The sequence below is a fragment of the Blastococcus sp. SYSU DS0669 genome (assembly GCF_054050895.1).
In genome coordinates this window covers 128584-141700 of sequence record NZ_JBJHAE010000002.1, presented here as the reverse complement: position 1 = coordinate 141700, position 13117 = coordinate 128584, and the positions used below count along the sequence as shown (strand labels likewise).

15 protein-coding genes are annotated in these 13117 nt (G+C 74.4%); 6 read left to right on the top strand and 9 right to left on the bottom strand.

The genetic code is table 11. From position 1 onward, the window contains the following. Window positions 1–30: 30 nt before the first annotated feature. Window positions 31–276, top strand: a complete 246-nt coding sequence (locus ACI792_RS03135) for a type II toxin-antitoxin system Phd/YefM family antitoxin (protein ID WP_456581486.1) — start codon at window positions 31–33, stop codon at window positions 274–276. Further along, window positions 273–524, top strand: a complete 252-nt coding sequence (locus tag ACI792_RS03130; RefSeq protein WP_456601284.1) for a Txe/YoeB family addiction module toxin — start codon at window positions 273–275, stop codon at window positions 522–524. Before ACI792_RS03135 ends, ACI792_RS03130 begins: the two co-directional genes overlap by 4 nt. Before the next feature lie 18 nt (window positions 525–542). Here ACI792_RS03130 and ACI792_RS03125 read toward each other — a convergent pair whose 3' ends face one another. Next, window positions 543–959: a hypothetical protein gene (locus tag ACI792_RS03125; protein ID WP_456601283.1), complete on the bottom strand. Its 417-nt coding sequence runs from the start codon at window positions 957–959 to the stop codon at window positions 543–545. A 182-nt stretch (window positions 960–1141) separates the two neighbouring features. On the opposite strand from ACI792_RS03125, the gene ACI792_RS03120 reads away from it, so the two are divergent. Continuing rightward, window positions 1142–1603, top strand: a complete 462-nt coding sequence (locus tag ACI792_RS03120) for a hypothetical protein (protein ID WP_456601282.1) — start codon at window positions 1142–1144, stop codon at window positions 1601–1603. Here the strand turns inward: ACI792_RS03120 and ACI792_RS03115 are convergent. Then, entirely contained in the window at window positions 1590–2018 is a 429-nt protein-coding gene (locus tag ACI792_RS03115; protein ID WP_456581482.1) for a cupin domain-containing protein, read from the bottom strand. The genes ACI792_RS03120 and ACI792_RS03115 overlap by 14 nt on opposite strands. Before the next feature lie 52 nt (window positions 2019–2070). Between ACI792_RS03115 and ACI792_RS03110 the strand changes: the two genes are divergently transcribed. Both ACI792_RS03110 and ACI792_RS03105 read left to right on the top strand, forming a co-directional pair. After that, a complete protein-coding gene (locus tag ACI792_RS03110; protein WP_456601281.1) occupies window positions 2071–2895 on the top strand; it encodes an alpha/beta hydrolase in 825 nt (274 codons plus the stop codon). 290 nt (window positions 2896–3185) lie between these two features. After that, window positions 3186–3419 carry a hypothetical protein gene (locus ACI792_RS03105; protein ID WP_456601280.1) on the top strand — a complete coding sequence of 78 codons (234 nt, stop codon included), beginning with the start codon at window positions 3186–3188 and terminating at the stop codon, window positions 3417–3419. A gap of 322 nt (window positions 3420–3741) precedes the next feature. Here the strand turns inward: ACI792_RS03105 and ACI792_RS03100 are convergent, their stop codons facing one another. The 7 genes from ACI792_RS03100 to ACI792_RS03070 form a co-directional block, all read right to left on the bottom strand. Next, window positions 3742–4371: a LysE family translocator gene (locus ACI792_RS03100; RefSeq protein WP_456601279.1), complete on the bottom strand. Its 630-nt coding sequence runs from the start codon at window positions 4369–4371 to the stop codon at window positions 3742–3744. A gap of 253 nt (window positions 4372–4624) precedes the next feature. Continuing rightward, window positions 4625–7228, bottom strand: coding sequence for a bifunctional FO biosynthesis protein CofGH (locus tag ACI792_RS03095; protein ID WP_456601278.1), 2604 nt, complete (start codon window positions 7226–7228; stop codon window positions 4625–4627). Window positions 7229–7475: 247 nt separating this feature from the next. Further along, window positions 7476–8321 (bottom strand): ABC transporter permease subunit, encoded by an 846-nt coding sequence (locus ACI792_RS03090; protein WP_456581479.1) that lies wholly within the window; start codon window positions 8319–8321, stop codon window positions 7476–7478. Further along, entirely contained in the window at window positions 8318–9289 is a 972-nt protein-coding gene (locus tag ACI792_RS03085) for an ABC transporter ATP-binding protein (RefSeq protein WP_456601277.1), read from the bottom strand. The genes ACI792_RS03090 and ACI792_RS03085 overlap by 4 nt, the downstream gene beginning before the upstream one ends. A gap of 19 nt (window positions 9290–9308) precedes the next feature. Beyond that, on the bottom strand, window positions 9309–10394 hold the full coding sequence (locus ACI792_RS03080; protein WP_456601276.1) for a hypothetical protein: 1086 nt from the start codon (window positions 10392–10394) through the stop codon (window positions 9309–9311). Further along, window positions 10378–10893, bottom strand: coding sequence for a sigma-70 family RNA polymerase sigma factor (locus ACI792_RS03075; protein WP_456601275.1), 516 nt, complete (start codon window positions 10891–10893; stop codon window positions 10378–10380). The genes ACI792_RS03080 and ACI792_RS03075 overlap by 17 nt, the downstream gene beginning before the upstream one ends. A gap of 153 nt (window positions 10894–11046) precedes the next feature. After that, a complete protein-coding gene (locus ACI792_RS03070; RefSeq protein WP_456601274.1) occupies window positions 11047–11559 on the bottom strand; it encodes a flavin reductase family protein in 513 nt (170 codons plus the stop codon). A 35-nt stretch (window positions 11560–11594) separates the two neighbouring features. On the opposite strand from ACI792_RS03070, the gene ACI792_RS03065 reads away from it, so the two are divergent. Further along, the gene (locus tag ACI792_RS03065; RefSeq protein WP_456601273.1) at window positions 11595–13016 is read left to right on the top strand and encodes a dihydrolipoyl dehydrogenase family protein; all 1422 of its coding nucleotides are present in this window, start codon (window positions 11595–11597) and stop codon (window positions 13014–13016) included. Window positions 13017–13117 lie beyond the last annotated feature (101 nt).

Below are 13117 nucleotides of genomic sequence, written 5' to 3'. Positions count from 1 at the left end.
TTTCTCGTACCACGTGCCGATGGAGGGTCCATGTCCGTCACCGCCAGCGAAGCCCGTCAGCGGCTGTTCCCGCTGATCGAGGAGGTCAACGCCGACCAGGTCGCCGTCGAGATCGTCTCGAAGCGCGGAACGGCATTCCTCGTCTCCGCCGACGAGTACCACTCGCTCAAGGAGACCGTGCACCTCCTGCAGTCACCCAGGAACGCCGAGCGCCTTCGCGAGAGCCTGGCGGAGGCGGCCGACGGGAAGGCTGAGCCGCACCAGCTGGTCGAGTGAGGATCGTCTTCACGACCCATGGCTGGGACGACTACACGAGCTGGACGGGCGACCGGAAGACGCTGGGCCGGATCAACCGTCTCATCACCGAGGCCGCCCGGGACCCTGCTGCAGGAGCGGGCAAGCCTGAGCGCCTCCGTGGGGACCTCTCCGGCTGCTGGTCGCGCCGCATCGACCAGGAACACCGCATGGTCTGCACCGTCCGCGGTGACGACCTCGTGATCCTGCAGGCGCGGTACCACTACTGACCGGGCCCATCGGCCCGATCAGCCGGGCGGGGCGTCGTCGTCGGTGGGCCACTCCGGGATCGGCAGGCCGGAGGCGGTCAGCAGCCGCTCGACGGTCTGCTCGACCACCTCGTCGGTGGGCGGCACGCCGCCCGGCGAGGCCATGAGGCCCCGCACCGCCGCCGGCTCCAGCTCCGTGCCCACCGCGTCCCGCACCCACCGGGCGAACCCCTCGGCCTCGGCGTCGACGTCCACGGGCGCCGAGGCGTCGGGCTCGTCGAAGTAGATCCGCGGCTCGTAGCCGAGGAAGAAGCGGCCGCCGGAGGCGTCGGCGGCGCGGTAGTCCACGGTCGCGATGTCGCTGTCGTGCACGTCGACCATCAGGAACGGCACCGCGGTCGGCCGCCCCGTGCGCCAGCGTCCTTCGCTGTAGACGAGCGTGCCGAAGTAGCCCATGGACGGAGGCTACCGACGCCCGGGGCCGGCAGCCCCGGGCGCCCGAGCCGGAGCCGCACTGCCGCGCTGGCAGCCCCGGTGTCGGAACCCGCGCCGGCGACCGGCCCGTCGTGCGGCTCCCCCCACTACCCTCCGGCGATCCGGGTGGCGCTCCTGCGGGAGCCGGGGGCGAGGAGCCAGACGTGGACGGACGGCGGATGCTCAGGGCGCTCGTCGTCGGGATCGCGGCGGCGGTGCTCGGCGGAGTGGTCGGGGCCGTGCTGACGCGGGGGCTGATGCGGCTGGTCGCGCTCGTGGCCGGAGGCGACCCGGCCTTCAGCTGGACCGGTCTGGCGTTCATCGCGGTCTTCTACATCGTGTTCCTGGCTCCGGGCGCCGTCGCGCTGGCCTGGGGCCGGTCCCGTTGGTCCCAGGCCGTGCTGGCCCTCGGCGCCGTCGCCATCCCGGTCCAGGCGGCGGGCATCGCGCAGAGCGACCTCGAAGGCGTCGGTCCGCTCGGTGCCGGGCAGTGGACCGCGCTCACCGCGCTGTTCGTGGCGATGGCAGTCGTGTACGCGCTCCAGGCGGTGCTCGTCTACCGGCTGGCACGCTCAGGCGCGGCTGATCGAGGGCGTGAGCCGGCGGCGCGGCTCACAGCTGCGTGAGCGACCCCGGCGGCAGGTTCACCACGATCGCCTCCTGGCTGCTGCGGGCCAGGACCACGACCGCCTCCTCCTGCCCGGGGTTCTCCTCGCGGTGCGGGGTCCACGGCGGCACGAACACGTAGTCGCCCGGCTCGGGGGTGAGTCGGACCTCCTCGCCGTCCCGGGCGAAGACGAACACCGGCCGGCCGGAGACCACGTAGATGCCGGTCTCGGAGTCGCCGTGGTGGTGGTTGGCCGAGGCGGTGCCGGGCGCGACGTGGGCCTCACCCATCCAGACCTTCTCCGCACCGACGCTCTTCCCGGACACCGCCTCCTTGCGGGTCATGCCGCTGCTCTGCCCCGTGTCGGTCGAGAGCTCCGCCGCGCGGACGTGGCGCAGCGGGGCGTGCCAGTGGTCGGTGCCGTCGAGTGCCATGGACGGACGCTAGCGCTGGTCGGCCGTGCGCGGCAGGCGGGACCATCAGGGGATGCTGCGCAGGGTGCTCACGGGTGCGGCCGTCGTCGTCCTGCTGTGCACTCTCCTGGTGACCCTGCTGTGGGCGTTCCAGCGCCGCCTGGTCTACCTGCCCGACGCCGGACCGCTCCCGCCGGCGGGGCAGGCGGTGCCGGGCGCGCGGGACGTCGTGCTCGAGACCGACGACGGCCTGCGGCTGGGCGCCTGGTTCGTCCCGGGCCGGACGCCGGATGCCCCCGGGGTCCTGGTCACCAACGGCAACGGCGGCCACCGCGGCATGCGGGCGCCGCTGGCGCGGGAGCTGGCGGACGAGGGGCTCGCCGTCCTGCTCTTCGACTACCGCGGCTACGGCGGGAACCCGGGCAGCCCGAGCGAGGAGGGGCTGGCGCTGGACGCGGAGGCGGCGCGGGAGTTCCTGATCGGGGACGGCGGGGTGCCGGCCGACCGGCTCGTCTACTTCGGGGAGAGCCTCGGCGCGGCGGTCGCGACCGGGCTGGCGGTGGAGCACCCGCCGGCCGGGCTGGTGCTCCGCTCCCCGTTCGTGGACCTCGCCGCCGTGGGGAGCGAGCACTACCCGTTCCTGCCGGTGCGGGCGCTGCTGCGCGACCGCTACCCGGTGGCCGAGCAGGTCCGCCGGATCGAGGTGCCCACCACGGTGGTGTACGGCAGCGCCGACTCGATCGTCCCGCCGGCGCAGAGCCGGGCGGTGGCCGACGCCGCCGCTTCGCTGCACCGTGTGGTGGAGGTCCCGGGTGCCGACCACAACGACCTCGTCCTGCTCGCGGGGGAGGAGGTTGTCGCGGCGGTGGTGGAGCTCGCCGCCCTCGACGCGGGGTGAGTACGCCTCATGTGGGTGGTGGCATCGGGCAGCCTGTCCGTCGTGAAACTCGCCCAGAAGGCGGCTCCAGGGACACCAGCACGCGTGTCCTGACACCTGCGCCGGAGCGCGACCGCGAGGTGCACCTCTGCTCGACGGGCCCGCTCCTTCGCTCCGACAACTCGTGGGCATCAGAACGTTTCAAGGCTGCACGAGCGGAGCACATGTCCGGTGCGGTCCGTACCGAACGACGCTCTGCCCCCGCGCGATGGTGGCTGCCGCCCCTCACCCCTGACCCGCGTGGAGGACCCATGGCCAAGAGCACCCGTTCGAGCATCCAGACAGCCCAACAGCCCGCCTCGCCGCCAAGCCAGCCCAGTCCAACGCAAAGTGGATGGATCTTGGTTGCGATCGTCGCCATCCTGGCATCCCTGATGGCAGTGACGCTGTGGATCACCCGAGATGTCAATCAGGCGACACAGATGGTCGCGCCGATGGCCGTGATCCTCGTCCTTCTGGGGATCGGCCGGTCGACCCGGCACTGATCGCTCGACGCTGACGCCCGCCCGGGAGGCCTCCCGGGCGGGCGTCAGTCTTCCGTCGTCGAGACATGGGGTCCCAGTCGGACCCGCGACAGTCGCTCAGTCATCGGGTTCCTCCTCCACATCGACACCGGTGGGCGTCGTCCGGAGGGCCCTCTGCCGGAAGGGCAGCGATCAAGATCACAACTTGCATCTGCCGTGTCGAGACTCGTCGTCACGAGGAGGGCGGCAGCCGTGGCACCTGTTCGAAGGCTTTGTCCGGCTGTCCCTGAGCGGCCCACTCGGGGGCAGTTGATCGACCTGCTTGACCGTCTCGATGAGCCGTTCAGCGGTCGGTGAGCGCCACCCGGACGCCCAGACCGATGAGCACAGTTCCTGTGACGCGCTCGATCGCGACACGTACGCGGTCCCGGGACAGCAGCCGACCGAGAGCGCCGACGGCGAGCGAGAACGTCCGCCACCAGAGCACGGCCACGCCCAGGAAGACGGCTGCCAGCACGCCGGTGGTGAACGCCGGCTCTCCGGGAGACACGAACTGCGGGATGAGCGTCAGGAAGATGAGTGCGATCTTGGGGTTGAGCAGGTTGGTGATGAGGCCCTGCCGGAAGGCCGCCTTCCGCCCCAGCACCGTCGGCGCGGGCGCCTCGGTGGGCGTGGAGGCTGCCGGGTGCTTGCGCGAGTGCCACAGGGCCATGACGCCCAAGTAGACCAAGTACGCGGCGCCGACGAACTTGATGACCATGAAGGCCGTGGCCGACGCGGCGAGGATCGCGGCCAGGCCGATCGCGGATGCCGTGGCGTACGCGGCGATGCCCGTGCAGCAGCCCAGTCCTGTCCACCACGCCATCCGGACGCCGCCCCGTACTCCGTTGCGTAGGACGAGGGCCATGTCCGGTCCGGGGGTCAGCGTGAGAACCGCGACTACGGCGAGGAAGGGCAGGAGCTGAGCTGGCACCGAGCCACTGTAGGCAGCGCCCCGGTTCCCTTGGCTGTGGCGCTTCCAGGCGATGGCAGGGAGATTGCGAGATCTGTCTCCGAAGCCGCCTCCAGGGCCAACGTTGCCGGATGCGCTGCTGGTGCTCCTGTTGCAGGTGTATTCGCCTGACCCAGGACGGGCCGCTCAGAGACACAGCTGATTGCCACAGGCGTTCCCGCGGGCGGTCGCATCTGCGGAGTCAGTCCGGCCTGTCCATCCTCATGTGCCGTACTCAACGCGGGGCGATCGAGAGGGTCAGCCGGGCGCGGCCCTCCTCGGAGCGGGCGGTGGCGATCCGCTCGGCCGACGGCGTGCCGTACTCGGTGGTGCGCTGGCGGGCGGGGCGGCCGATCGCGGCGGCCATCGCCTCGAGCTCGGCGATGGTCTTCAGCGACCCGTTCTCGCTGCCGGCCATGCGGCTGATCGTCTCCTCCATCAGCGTGCCGCCGAGGTCGTTGGCCCCGCCCTGCAGCACCGCCTGGGTGCCGGTGTCGCCGAGCTTCACCCACGAGGTCTGGATGTTGCCGATCCGCCCGTGCAGCAGCAGCCGCGCGACGGCGTGCACCGCCCGGTTCTCGCGCACGGTCGGCCCGGGGCGGGCGACCCCGGCCAGGTAGATGGGGGAGTTGTGGTGGACGAACGGCAGCAGCACGAACTCGGTGAAGCCGCCGGTGCGGTCCTGCAGGGCGGCCAGGGTGCGCAGGTGGGCGACCCAGTGGGCCGGGGTGTCGACGTGGCCGTACATCATCGTCGACGTCGTCGGGATGCCGACCTCGTGCGCGGTGCCGATGATCTCCAGCCAGGTCGCCGTCGGCAGCTTGCCCTTGGTGAGCACCCAGCGGACGTCGTCGTCGAGGATCTCCGCGGCCGTGCCGGGGATCGAGTCGAGGCCGGCCTCCTTGAGCCCGGTGAGGAACTCGCGGAACGGGAGCCCGGTGCGGGCGGCGCCGTTGACGATCTCCATGGGGCTGAACGCGTGCAGGTGGATGCCGGGCTGGCGCTGCTTCACCTCCCGTGCGAGGTCGAGGTACGCGGTGCCGGGCAGGTCGGGGTGGATGCCGCCCTGCATGCAGATCTCGGTCGCCCCGGCCGCCCACGCCTCGTCGACCCGGTCGCCCACCTGGCTCATCGAGAGCGTGTAGGCGTCGGCGTCGGTGCGCCGCTGGGCGAACGCGCAGAACCGGCAGCCGGTGTAGCAGACGTTGGTGAAGTTGATGTTCCGGTTGACGACGTAGGTGACGTCGTCGCCGTTGACGTCGGCCCGGACCGCATCGGCCAGCGCGCAGAGGTTCTCGAGGTCCGTGCCGTCGGCACCCAGCAGCGCCAGGTACTCCGCGTCGGAGAGCCCCGCCGGGTCCTGCTCGGCGTGCAGCAGCGCCGCCAGCACCTCGCGGTCGCCGGCGGACAGCGCGGTGGACCGCCCGTCGCGGGCCGACGTCGTCCGGTCGCGGAGCTCGGACCAGTCGCCGTAGACGGCGTCGAAGTCGCTGCGCCGGTCGGCCGTCCGCCCGACGGTGTCGACCTCGACGTGCAGGTCGACCCGGCCCGAGGAGGTCCACGCCTCGTCCGGCTCCTGCCAGGGCAGCCCGACCGGGATGCGCCCCTCGACCGCCAGCCCGTCGGGGCCGGCGAGCGCGGTGACGTGCGGGCGCACCCGCGGGTCCAGCCACGGCTCGGGCTGCAGGACGTAGGGGGGCTGGGCGGCCAGCCGCTCGCGCAGCTCGAACCCCGCGTAGTCGGAGAGCTTGGCCAGCTCCTCCAGGTTCGGCCACGGCCGCTCGGGGTTGACGTGGTCCGGGGTCAGCGGCGAGACGCCGCCCCAGTCGTCCACCCCGGCGCGGAGCAGCAGCCCGAGCTCGGTTGGGTCGCTCAGGTTCGGCGGCGCCTGCACCCGCGCCTTCGGGCCCAGCAGCAGCCGGGTGACGGCGACGGCGGCCACGTACTCCTGCAGATCCAGGTCCTCGTGGGCCTGCATGGCGGTGCGGGGCTTGGCGCGGAAGTTCTGGACGATGACCTCCTGCACGTGGCCGTGCCGCTGCGCGGTGGCGCGGATCTGCAGGACGGCGTCGACCCGCTCGGCGTAGTCCTCGCCGATGCCCAGCAGCACGCCGGTGGTGAAGGGGACGGCGGAGCGCCCGGCGTCCTCCAGCACGCGGAGCCGGAGCGCGGGCTCCTTGTCGGGGCTGCCGAAGTGCGGGCCGCCGGGCTGGGACCACAGCCGGGTCGCCGTCGTCTCCAGCATCATCCCCATGGACGCGGCCACCGGCTTCAGCCGCTGGATCTCCTCCCACGAGAGGACCCCGGGGTTGAGGTGGGGCAGCAGCCCGGTCTCCTCCAGCACCCGGATCGCCATCGCGCGCAGGTAGCCCAGCGTCGAGTCGAAGCCGTGCGCCTCGAGCCACTCGCGGGCGACCGGCCAGCGGTCCTCGGGGCGGTCGCCGAGGGTGAACAGCGCCTCCTTGCACCCCAGCGCGGCGCCGTCGCGGGCGATCTGCAGCACCTCGTCGGGGGAGAGGTAGGGCGGCTTGCCCTGCGCCCGCAGCTGCCCGGGCGTCGTCACGAAGGTGCAGTAGTGGCAGCGGTCGCGGCAGAGGTGGGTGAGCGGGATGAACACCTTGCGGCTGTAGGTCACGACGCCCGGCCGCCCGGCGCTCGCCAGCCCCGCGTCGCGGACGCGGCCGGCGGCGGTCAGCAGCCGGTCCAGCGGCTCGCCGTCGCCCAGGCCACGGGCGTGCAGCAGGGTCTCCGCCTCGGTCGCGTCCAGCGAGACGCCCCGTTCGGCGCGGACCAGGGCGCGGCGGACGGCGGACTCGGATGGTGCAGGCAGAGCGCTCATAGCGGGTCCGACGCTAGCCCGCGGAGCTGACGACCGGGCTCCCCGCCCCGTCGACGTGGCCGCGACTGCGCGGACATCGGGCTGTCGGCGGCCGCGGAGACCGCGTCTTCCGCGCCTCGGCGGCCCGGGCCCGACCGGCGCAGGGAAGGGCGGTGGAAGCTCGCTCTCTGCCCCGTCCCGGTGGGCAGAGAGCGAGCATGGCCGGACCCCCGGCCGTCCAGGCCCGGAGCCAGCGCACCGCGGCGGCTCAGATGTCGCGGCGCTGGAACGAGAGCGCGGTGAGCCCCCAGACCACGGCCACCCAGACGGCGGCCCAGAGCAGGTAGACCGGGGTCGGGGCGGCGTCGCTCAGGAAGGGGAAGCCGCCCTCGGGCCCCATCTGGATCAGCGCGCCCGGGTCCTGGAAGGCGTTCATCGCGCCCCGCCACAGGCCGTCGGTGGGCAGCAGCACCCGCGACACGGTGCCCACCCGCTCGACGCCCTCGTTGCCCAGCGCGCCGCCGATCCCGCCGACCACGCCGGCCACCCAGGTCGCCCCGAAGAGACCCACCGCGACGATGCCCGACGCCATCGGGGAGATGACGCTGGAGAGCAGCAGGGCCAGGGTGAGCAGCACGACGGTCTCGGCCGCCAGCAGCGCGAGCCCGGCGGCGGGCGAGGGCGGCCAGTAGCCGACCACCCCGCGCACCACGAGCAGCTGGGCCAGCCCCGCCAGGACGACGTAACCGCAGCCGAACGCCAGCAGGCCCAGCCACTTGCCCAGCAGCACCGAGGACCGGCGCACCGGGCGGGCGAGCACCGCCAGCGCCTGGCCCGACTCAACCTCCCCGGCGAGCGTGGGGCCGGCCAGGAACGCGGTGCCGATCGCGGCGACCAGGCTGAAGCCGAACATGATCAGGTTGAGCAGCAGCGACGCCACGAGGCGGGCCTCGCCACTGGTGAGCGTGCCGAGCTCGGTGTCCAGGCCGATCAGCCGCGAGAAGCCCCAGCCACTGAGCGCCAGCAGCACCACGGTGAGGGCCAGCAGCGCCCAGACGACCTTGCGCCGGGCGGCCTCGCGCAGGGTGAGCCCCGCGATGGTCAGCGCGATCACGGGGCCGCCTCCTCGTGGCGGAGGACGGCGAGCAGCCGCTCCTCGAGGCTGATCCGCACCGGCTCGACGGCGTGCACGCGTACGCCCAGGCCGACGAGGTCGCGCACCAGGTCGGGCACGGTGACGCCGTCGTCCTCCGACCCCAGCGCCACGGTGAACCAGTCGCCGCTGCGCGCCAGCGAGCCGGCCGCCCGCAGCCGCTCCTCGACCCGCTGGTCGACGTCGCCGAGGCGGAGCCGCACCTCCCGCTGACCGAGCAGCTCGGCGAGCGTCCCGGACGCGGCCACCTTGCCCTCGTCCAGGATGACCACCCGGTCGCACACCCGCTCGACCTCGCCGATCAGGTGCGAGTTGAGCAGGACGGCGACGCCGCGGGCCTTCAGGGAGAGCACGAGGTCGCGGACGTCGACCCGGCCGATCGGGTCCAGCGCGCTGGTCGGCTCGTCCAGGACCACCAGCTCGGGCCGGGCGACCAGCGCGACGGCGAGCCCGAGCCGCTGCTGCATGCCCTTGGAGAAGCCGCCGACGCGGTCACCGGTCCGCTCGCCCAGGCCGACCGTCGCCAGGCACTCCCGGCGCTCCGCGGGCGGGACGTCGGTGCGGGACAGCTTGACGTGCAGGTCCAGCACCTCGGCCGCGGTCAGCCACGGCTGGTAGCGGAACAGCTCGGGCAGGTAGCCGACGGCGCTGCGGGAGCGGGGGTCGGCGGACTCCCGGCCGAGCAGCAGCACCTCGCCGGCGTCCGGCCGCACGAGGCCGAGCAGCATCTTGATGACGCTGGTCTTCCCGGCGCCGTTGGGGCCGAGCAGCCCGACCACCTCGCCGCGACCGACGGTGAACGAGACGTCGTCCACGGCGGTCCGGCGTCCGTACCGCTTGCGCAGCCCGGAGCACCAGACCGCCGGGGACGGCGGCAGGTCGGTGAGCGTCGCGCCCGCCGTCCCCGCCGCCGTCGACCCGGAGCTCATGCCGGCGACCGTAGCGGCGTCAGCCGAGCTCACGGGCGACCGACAGCAGCTCGTCGGCGGAGAGCGTCCCGGCGACGCCGGTCATCACGCCGTCCTCGACCCACACCACGCCGGCGAACAGGCCGTTGCGGCTGGTCAGCACGGTCGCCTCGACACCGTCGACGTCCGCGGTGGAGGAGGTGACCAGCTCGGCCGGCACCGGCAGGGGCAGCGTCGCGCCGTCCGCGGAGAGGTCGCGGAGCTGTTCGGCGAGCCCGGCGGGCAGCCCCGGCAGCGACAGGAGGTAGTCGCGCACCGTCTCGAACGGCACCCCGGAGGACTCCACGCGCGGCGCACCGACCCGGGCCACGACCAGCGTCGGCACGCCGGTCGGCTGCGCCCACATGGCCGCGACGCCCGGCCCGGCCTGCAGGCGCAGCGAGCTGCCGTCGAGCCCGGCGGGCACCGGCGGCAGGTCCTCGCCCTCGGCGGCCGCCGCCTGCGCGGCCTTCTCGGCGGAGAAGGTGAAGGTGGCCTCGAGGACGTCCGCGGCCTGGTAGGTCGGGTCGCCGGTCACGCCCTCGGGCAGCTCGGCGACCTCGGGGACGTCCAGCCCGGTCCGCTCGCGCGCCGCCTCGGCGTCGGCCACCTGCTCGGGCTCCGGCGCGCGGACGACCTGCAGGTCGCCGTAGGCGGAGAGGTCGGGCACCTGCACGAGCTCGGTGGCGCTGACCTCCACCGGCTCGACCTGCTCGGTCGAGAAGATCGGCAGCCAGTCGTTGGCCGCGGCGACGCCGGCGCCGGTGAACAGCACCACCGCGCCCAGCGCGGCGACGGCAGGCCGGCGCACCGCGGTCCGCCAGCCACCGCGCCGCGCCACCGCCGGGCGGGCGGCCTCCGGCGCGGTGTCGGCGGCGGCCGCGGCCGAGAAGCGGGCCCAGGCGGCGTCGGTGTCGACGGCGACCGGCGGCCCCAGCGCGGAGCCGACCAGGTGGGCTTCGCTGCGGGCGCGCTCGAAGGCGGGGCGGCAGGTCGCGCAGGCGGCGACGTGGGTGCGGTCGGCGTCGGTCACGCCGGCCGGCTCGTCGACGAGACGGCGCAGGACGCCCTCACTCGGGTGACGCATGGCGGTTCAGCTCCTTGAGCAGCACGGATTCGGCGCGGCGCACGGTGGTGCCCACGCTCCCGGGGGACATGTCGAGGGCGGCGGCGACCTCGGCGTAGCTGAGGCCGCTGTGCCGCAGGACGAGCGCGGCCGCCTGCTTGTGCGGCAGCCGCCCGAGCGCCGCCCGCACGGAGCTGCGCTCCTCGCGGGTGATGACGTCCTCGGCGACGTCGGGGACGACGGTCGGGCCGCCGTCGCCTGCGATCTCCTCGCGGGCGCTGCGACGGCGGCCCGAGCGGAGCACGTTCAGCGCGGTGTGGGTCGCGGCGACGGCCAGCCAGCCGCCGGCCTCGTCGGCCGGCACGGTGGACCGACCGAAGGAGAGGAAGACCTCCTGGGCGACGTCCTCGGCCTGGTCCCGCGAGCCGAGCACCCGGGTGGCCACCGCGACGACCCGCGCGTAGTGGTCGCGGAAGACCTCCTCGAGGTCGGCCCGGACGCCGACCCGTGACCGTGGCATGCGCACGCCCCGATCAGTGCGGGGCCGGGCCGCGCCGCGCACCCCGGGCAGGGAGAGGGCCGCGGTGGCCGACGGCCGTATCAGGTCCACACCCGTACAGCACCGCCGGCGCCCGGGATGTGACAGCCGACGGCGAGTACTGCACCGCCGGTCTCACGGCCGCGCCGGCGACCGGCCCGGGGCGTCCAGGTACCGGCCGCGGTGGCGCAGCAGCGGGCGGGCGGTCGTGTCCTGCACCGCGGCGTCGTCGACGGCGAGCAGGGCCAGCACGTGGTCCCCGGCCTCGACCAGCCGCTCCAGTCGGCAGTCCAGCGCGGCCAGCCCGCCGGTCAGCACGATCGCCCCGCTGCCGGCCGCCCGCGTCCAAGGCACCGACTCCAGCAGGTGGCGGGCGCTGGGCCGGCCGGCGGAGGCGAACCGCGAGGCGACGATCGCGTGCTCGGCGGCGAGGACGGTCAGCGCGCAGGCCCCGACCGCCTCCAGCACCTCGGCCGGGTAGCCCTCGGCGCTCAGGCCGACGGCGACCAGCGGAGGGGAGGCGGAGACGCTCATGACCGAGCTGACCGTCGTCCCCACGTCGTCGATGTCGTCCCGCACGGTGAGCAGGCAGACGCCGGCGGCGTGCTGGGCCAGGGCGGCGGCGAACGCCGCGGGGTCGACCGGCATGGCGGCCAGTCCAGCACACCCCCCAGGATGGGCCGGTGACCGAAGCCGAGCGCACGTACGACGTCGTGGTCCTGGGAGCGGGGTCGACCGGGGAGAACGTCGCCGACGTCGTGGTGCGGGGCGGGCTGTCGGCGGTGCTCGTGGAGCCCGAGCTGGTGGGCGGCGAGTGCTCCTACTGGGCCTGCATGCCGAGCAAGACGCTGCTGCGCGGTACCGAGGTGCTCGCCGAGGCGCGGGCCGTGGACGGCGCGGCGCAGGCGGTCACCGGGGAGCAGGACGTGGCAGCCACCCTCGCCCGCCGCGACTCGTTCACCTCGCACTGGGACGACTCCGGCCAGGTGGAGTGGGTGCACGGCGCCGGCATCGACCTGCTGCGTGGCAGCGGCCGGCTCGACGGCGAGCGGACCGTCGTCGTCACCGCCGAGGACGGGACGACGACCCGGCTGACCGCGCGGCACGCCGTCGCCGTCTGCACCGGGTCGAAGGCCGCCCTACCGCCCGTCGACGGGCTGGCCGAGGTCGAGCCGTGGGGGCCGCGCGAGGCGACCAGCGCCAAGGGGGCGCCGGCCCGGCTGCTGGTGCTCGGCGGCGGCTACGTCGGCTGCGAGATGGCGACGGCGTGGCAGGCGCTCGGCTCCCGGGTGACGCTGCTCCAGCGCGGGGACCGGCTGCTGCCGGGGCTGGAGCCGCAGGCCGGCGACGCCGTCGCGGCGTCGCTGCGGGACTCGGGCGTCGACGTGCGGCTGGACACGGAGGTCACCGCCGCCCGGCGGGACGGCACCGAGGTGGTGCTGACGACGGCGGACGGCGAGGTGCGCGGCGACGAGGTGCTGGTCGCCACGGGCCGCTCCGCCCGCACCGCCGACATCGGGGCGGAGACGGCGGGCCTGGAGCCGGGGGAGTACCTCCCGGTCGACGCGACGCTGCGGGTCGAGGGCATCCCGTGGCTCTACGGGGTGGGCGACGTCAACGGGCGCCGTCAGCTCACCCACATGGGCAAGTACGAGGCGCGTCAGGCCGGCGCGGCGATCGTCGCCCGGGCACGTGGTGAGCAGCTCGACACCTCGCCGTGGTCCCCGTTCGTCGCGACCGCGGACGACGTCGCGACGCCCTCGGTCGTGTTCACCTCGCCGCAGGTCGCCGCCGTCGGGCGCACCGCCGCGGAGGCCGCGGATGCCGGGTTGCGGCACCGCGTCGTCGAGTACCCGATCGGCAAGGTCTCCGGTGCCGCGGTCTTCGCCGACGGGTACACCGGTACGGCGATCGCGGTGGTGGACACCGAGCGGGAGGTGCTGCTGGGGGTGACCTTCGTCGGCCCCGCGGTCGCCGAGCTGCTGCACGCGGCGACGATCGCGGTGGTCGGGGAGGTGCCGATCGCGCGGCTGTGGCACGCCGTCCCCGCCTATCCGACGATCAGCGAGATCTGGCTGCGGCTGCTGGAGACCTACCGCGGCTGACCCCCCTCACCCCAGGCCCGTGGCCGCCGCCCCGTCCGCGTACGGCTGGGGTCGCGACCGCGGCGCACGGGCGGGCCCTCGCGGGACCTGACCCCGGCGAC

What these genes read in the sequence shown, in the direction of transcription:
- ACI792_RS03135 (WP_456581486.1), top strand. Translation starts at nt 31, where the DNA reads ATGTCCGTCACCGCCAGCGAAGCCCGTCAGCGGCTGTTCCCGCTGATC.
- ACI792_RS03125 (WP_456601283.1), bottom strand. Translation starts at nt 959, where the DNA reads ATGGGCTACTTCGGCACGCTCGTCTACAGCGAAGGACGCTGGCGCACG.
- ACI792_RS03115 (WP_456581482.1), bottom strand. Translation starts at nt 2,018, where the DNA reads ATGGCACTCGACGGCACCGACCACTGGCACGCCCCGCTGCGCCACGTC.
- ACI792_RS03110 (WP_456601281.1), top strand. Translation starts at nt 2,071, where the DNA reads ATGCTGCGCAGGGTGCTCACGGGTGCGGCCGTCGTCGTCCTGCTGTGC.
- ACI792_RS03105 (WP_456601280.1), top strand. Translation starts at nt 3,186, where the DNA reads ATGGCCAAGAGCACCCGTTCGAGCATCCAGACAGCCCAACAGCCCGCC.
- ACI792_RS03095 (WP_456601278.1), bottom strand. Translation starts at nt 7,228, where the DNA reads ATGAGCGCTCTGCCTGCACCATCCGAGTCCGCCGTCCGCCGCGCCCTG.
- ACI792_RS03085 (WP_456601277.1), bottom strand. Translation starts at nt 9,289, where the DNA reads ATGAGCTCCGGGTCGACGGCGGCGGGGACGGCGGGCGCGACGCTCACC.
- ACI792_RS03080 (WP_456601276.1), bottom strand. Translation starts at nt 10,394, where the DNA reads ATGCGTCACCCGAGTGAGGGCGTCCTGCGCCGTCTCGTCGACGAGCCG.
- ACI792_RS03075 (WP_456601275.1), bottom strand. Translation starts at nt 10,893, where the DNA reads ATGCCACGGTCACGGGTCGGCGTCCGGGCCGACCTCGAGGAGGTCTTC.
- ACI792_RS03070 (WP_456601274.1), bottom strand. Translation starts at nt 11,559, where the DNA reads ATGCCGGTCGACCCCGCGGCGTTCGCCGCCGCCCTGGCCCAGCACGCC.